Annotated in this window: 2 protein-coding genes and 1 pseudogene; 2 read left to right on the top strand and 1 reads right to left on the bottom strand. The window is 69.6% G+C overall.

The features are described 5' to 3' along the window. Positions 1 to 61 precede the first annotated feature (61 nt). On the bottom strand, positions 62 to 2,374 hold the full coding sequence (locus KGA66_RS28140; RefSeq protein WP_211472484.1) for a rhamnogalacturonan lyase B N-terminal domain-containing protein: 2,313 nt from the start codon (positions 2,372 to 2,374) through the stop codon (positions 62 to 64). A 299-nt stretch (positions 2,375 to 2,673) separates the two neighbouring features. On the opposite strand from KGA66_RS28140, the gene KGA66_RS28135 reads away from it, so the two are divergent. Beyond that, positions 2,674 to 3,729, top strand: coding sequence for an Rv2578c family radical SAM protein (locus KGA66_RS28135; RefSeq protein ID WP_211472482.1), 1,056 nt, complete (start codon positions 2,674 to 2,676; stop codon positions 3,727 to 3,729). 89 nt (positions 3,730 to 3,818) lie between these two features. Next, positions 3,819 to 4,607, top strand: a pseudogene (locus tag KGA66_RS28130) (hypothetical protein); the annotation flags it as partial.

Raw genomic sequence — 4,607 nt, 5'->3', positions numbered from 1 at the left:
CCCCCGCGCTCGTGCGGCCCCGTCACCGACGACGGGGCCGCACGACTCTGAAAAGCTCCCGCTACCCGGCCGGCGTCCCGTTCACCGTGAACGCGCTCGGGGCCGCGTCGCTGGCCGACCAGGTGCCCTGGAACCCGAACGAGACACTCGCGCCGGGCGCGATCACCGCGTCATAGCTCACATTCGTCGCCGTAACGGCGCCGCCGGACTGGGACACCGCGGCGCCCCAGGCGCTGGTGACCTTCTGGTCCCCCGGGAAGCTCCAGCCCACGCTCCAGCCGCTGATCGCCTCGGCGCCGCCGTTGGTGATCGTCACGTTCGCGGTGAAACCGCCCGCCCACTCACTGGCCGTCGCGTAGCTGACCCGAACCGCCGAACCGCCGCCCGAACCGCCCGAACCGCCCGAGACGATCCAGTGGAAGGAAACCGAACCGGACGCGCCGGTCGAGTCCTTCGCGGCGACCGTCACGCCGAACGTCCCGGCGGCGCTCGGCGTGCCGGAGATCAGCCCGGAGGAACTGATCGACAGGCCCGCCGGCAGCCCCCCGGCCGTGAACGTCAACGACTGCCCGGCGAGCGAATCGGTCGCGTGCACCTGCACGGCGCTGATCGCCGTGCCGACGCTCGCGGACTGGTCACCGGGGTTCGCGACCGTGACGGTGCCTCCGGCGGAGGACTGAGCGCCGTACATCTCCACGCAGTCGTAGCTGTAGCCCGGGCTCAGGTACGCGGTGCCGCTGGAACCGCTGATCACGCTGATCGTCATCCGGTTCGTCCCGGCGACGAACGCCGCGGCCGGCACGTCGAACGTGTACAGCGCGTTGTTGCCGCGGTAGGTGCCGATGGTCAGGCTGCGCGACGAGGGCTGCGTGGAGGGCGGGGGCGCGGACGAGGTCCAGTTGTTCACGGTGACCTGCGGCCGGCCCCCGGCGAAGGCGGCGGTGATCCCGATACGCACCGTGCAGGCGGCGATCTGACTGGAGGCCAGGTTGAACACCACCGTCGTCGGGTTGTTCACGCCCTTCCACTGATACGCCGGGAAATCGCCGGCCTGGCTGGAGCCGACGGTGTAGGTCACCGGCCCCCAGGCCGCGTCCCGGCTGTCGGAGGGGTGCATCACGGTCAGGTTCGCCCAGTTCTTGAAACCCGAGGGCGTTCCGTCCCAGGTGCCGATCCGGAAGACCGGCGAAGCGGGCGTGTACCACGTCGAGGCGATGTTCTGGCCTGCGGCGGTGGCGCCCGCGGACGCGGTGACACTACGCGTGGCCACCGCCAGTTCACCCTGGTAGAGCGTCTGGGTGTACGTGCCCGCCTTCATCGCCGGGCTGGTGAAGCCGCCGTCCGACGCGGGCGCGGCCCAGTACTGCGCGGTGGAGTTCGCCCAGCCGACCAACGCCGCCGCCCCCGCGGACACGCCGCTCGCGACGCCGGTGACGTGTCCGCGGCCTGACGCGCCGACCGTCCCGGCGAAACCGAAACCCTCCATGAAACCCAGATCGGGCGCCGCGGGCGTGGAACCGCCGGTCACCATCAGCGCATACGGGCCGTAGAGCACGCCGAGCCGCTGCGGCTCGGTGTCGTTGTGGCCGGACCACAGGTAGTTGTAGACCTGGATCGAGTCCGAGGTGCCCTGCTGCTCGATGTCGCGGAAGAACGGCCCGCCGCTGCTGCTCTCCCGGTTGCCGAAGCACATGAACACCCCGACGCCGCTGCCGCTCGCCCCCCGGATGGTCAGATCCTTCGCCTGCCGGTTCCCGTAGTACTTCGAACGGGTCTGGCCGCCCACCAGGTAGATGTCCTTCGACTCGATCGCCGTGCCGCCCCTGATGTCGGCCGGGGTGGAGAAGCTGGTCAGGATGCTGCGGTTGAGCGACTGGATCCAGCGCAGCTCACCGGCCCCGGCCGAGCTGACGTAGGTCGCCATGTAGATGTTGTTCTCGCCGCTGCGCACCACGAAGTAGTGGTGCAGGGTGCCGCTGCCGTACCAGTTGCTCACCGACTCGCTCACCACGACGTAGGCGCCGCTCTGGTAGGCGCTCACGCTCGCGCCGCTGCCCAGCCCCGACTCGACGTTCGACGGGCGGCTGGCCGCGGTCAGCTCCACGCCGTTGTACACCAGCGAGGTCATGTCGCCGTTCGACTGGCTGATCTTGAAGCTCAGGCCCGCTCCGGTGGTGACGGTGAAATACCCGCCGCCGCTGCTGTACCCGAACGACGCGGCCCGCGCCTGCGGCGTCGCGAGCAGCTGCTGCGCGGCCGAGGTACCGAGGCCGAGCGCGAACACCCCCGCCCCGGCGCCCCCGAGGAACTGTCGGCGGCTGGCCCCCGAGGGCGGGCGCCGGCCGCGCGGACGGGCCGGAAGCTGCTCGGACATCGCGGTCCCTCCTGTGGCAATCCGCGCGCAAGTATCGGTCGCCGCGCGGTTTCGGAACCGTAGATTCGACCCGTCGAACCCTGCAACGCACCGCGCCGCCCACGCCGGACCGCCGGCCGCGCACCCCAGCTCAACGGACGAATGCGCCGCTGTCGGGATGAAAGTTACCGATCGGCGAGAGCTCTCCTTCAGCCGACCGCCGACCGCAGCATGGCACCCGCAGCACGGCACCGGGCCGGCCCGGGCCGCGACACCCGCAGCGTTGACAACCTATCGAACACCTGTTCTATACTCAGGCCATGCGATGGTCGGGCCAGCTGGTGGACGCACGACAGGAGCCACGCGACGGCCAACTGCAACTGTTCGACAGCACCGCCGTCACACGCACGTTCGACACCCCCGAGTTCCGCGGCACCACCTTCTACGAAGTAAAGGCCAAAACAGTACTCAACCGCGTCCCGGGCCCGTCCCCGATGTTCTCCTGGACGATCAACCCGTACCGCGGCTGCACCCACGCCTGCGTCTACTGCTTCGCCCGCAACTCCCACACCTACCTCGACCTGGACCCCGGACACGACTTCGACTCCAAGATCGTGGTCAAGGTCAACGCGCCGCAGGTGCTGCGCCGCGAACTGACCAGGCCCTCCTGGCGCCGCGAACACGTCGCGATGGGCACCAACGTCGACTGCTACCAACGCGCCGAGGGACGCTACCGGCTGATGCCGCCGATCATCGAAGCACTGGCGGCCGCACACACACCGCTGTCGATCCTGACCAAGGGCACACTCATCCTGCGCGACCTGCCGGTGCTCGAACAGGCCGCCCGACAGGTCCCGGTATCAGTGAACTTCTCGATCGGCTCCGTCGACGAACAACTGTGGCGCACCGCGGAACCCGGCACACCCAGCCCACTACGCCGGCTCGACGCCGTCAACGCACTGCACGAGTCAGGGCTCGGCGCCGGCGTGCTCATGGCACCGATCCTTCCCTACCTGACCGACACACCGTCACAGCTGCGCACCACCGTGGCCGCGATCGCACAAGCCGGCGCCCGATCGATCACCCCACTGGTGCTGCACCTGCGCCCAGGCGCCCGCCAGTGGTACACCGCCTGGCTCACCGCCAACCACCCGGACCTCGTCGAACGCTACGAGACGCTCTACCGCGCCGGCTCCCACGCACCCAAGCAGTACCAACAGCGCATCACCACACTGGTCAAGCAATACGCACACGAATTCGGCATCGGCCGCGACGGCGACAGCGGCGCGCGGCGGATCACCCCCGGCACCCCGACCCCGGCGAGCAAACCACCCGCGGCACGACGACCCGCAGCCATCCAACCACCGCTGATATAAGAACACTCACAGCCACAACCCCGGGGCAGAGGGACCGGTTCACCGGTGGCGACGGCGAGCAACCGCCCCGAGGCACTAAAGTCATCGCCATGGCGTGGGGAGCACAGGCGCGCGCGCTCGACGAAAGCAACGCCCGCGTCGAGTGGCCCGAACTACGAACACTGATCGCCGGGCGCATCCCCGAGCGAGTCATGCGGCGACTGGCATACACGCCCGCGCACGACCTGGCACACCTGCGGCCACACCTCAAAACCCTGCGCACCCAACTGCGCACCACGCTCAAAACCACCGACCACGCCGCACACGACGAGGCCTACGGACAACTCGCCCCCCTCTACCTCGCCGGAGTGCTCTGCGCCGACGAACCGGCGGAAGCACTGGAATGGCTCACCAGCCCCGTGCTGCGCGACGCGGCATGGCAACAGCCAGACGGAACCTACCGCGAGCCGCGCCTACGCAGGATCCTGCTCGCCCTCCTGCTCGAACACCGCGACGGAACCTGGCAACGCGACCTGGCCTGCCGGCTCGCACAATGGCTGCCCGCCGCCGGCGACCCCCGACGCTGGTACCTGGCCGACGGCCTGGCCGCATGGTGCGACGCACAACCACCCCTCAGCGACGGCTACGTCACCGGCTGGGTACAGCGGGGCTCCCGCATCAGCCGCGACCACGCACGAGGCCGCCTCGACACACGCGAATGGTTCGCCGAACAAGGCTGGCGCCCACCGGTACGCCACCACACGACACTGCTGGACTGGCTGCGCGCCCAACCACGACTCGAAACGTTCGTAGCGCGCCTCTTCGAAGTCGCGGACATCGGCACCGCGCTCGACACACCCGAACCCGACGAGACGCCCGAACCCGCCGGTAACCGGCCC

It is taken from the genome of Actinocrinis puniceicyclus, from assembly GCF_018283645.1.
Lineage (GTDB): Bacteria > Actinomycetota > Actinomycetes > Streptomycetales > Catenulisporaceae > Actinocrinis > Actinocrinis puniceicyclus.
The sequence above is the reverse complement of the archived record's forward strand: the minus strand, read 5'-3'. Positions and strand labels throughout refer to the sequence as shown.

What these genes read in the sequence shown, in the direction of transcription:
- KGA66_RS28140 (WP_211472484.1), bottom strand. Translation starts at nt 2,374, where the DNA reads ATGTCCGAGCAGCTTCCGGCCCGTCCGCGCGGCCGGCGCCCGCCCTCG.
- KGA66_RS28135 (WP_211472482.1), top strand. Translation starts at nt 2,674, where the DNA reads ATGCGATGGTCGGGCCAGCTGGTGGACGCACGACAGGAGCCACGCGAC.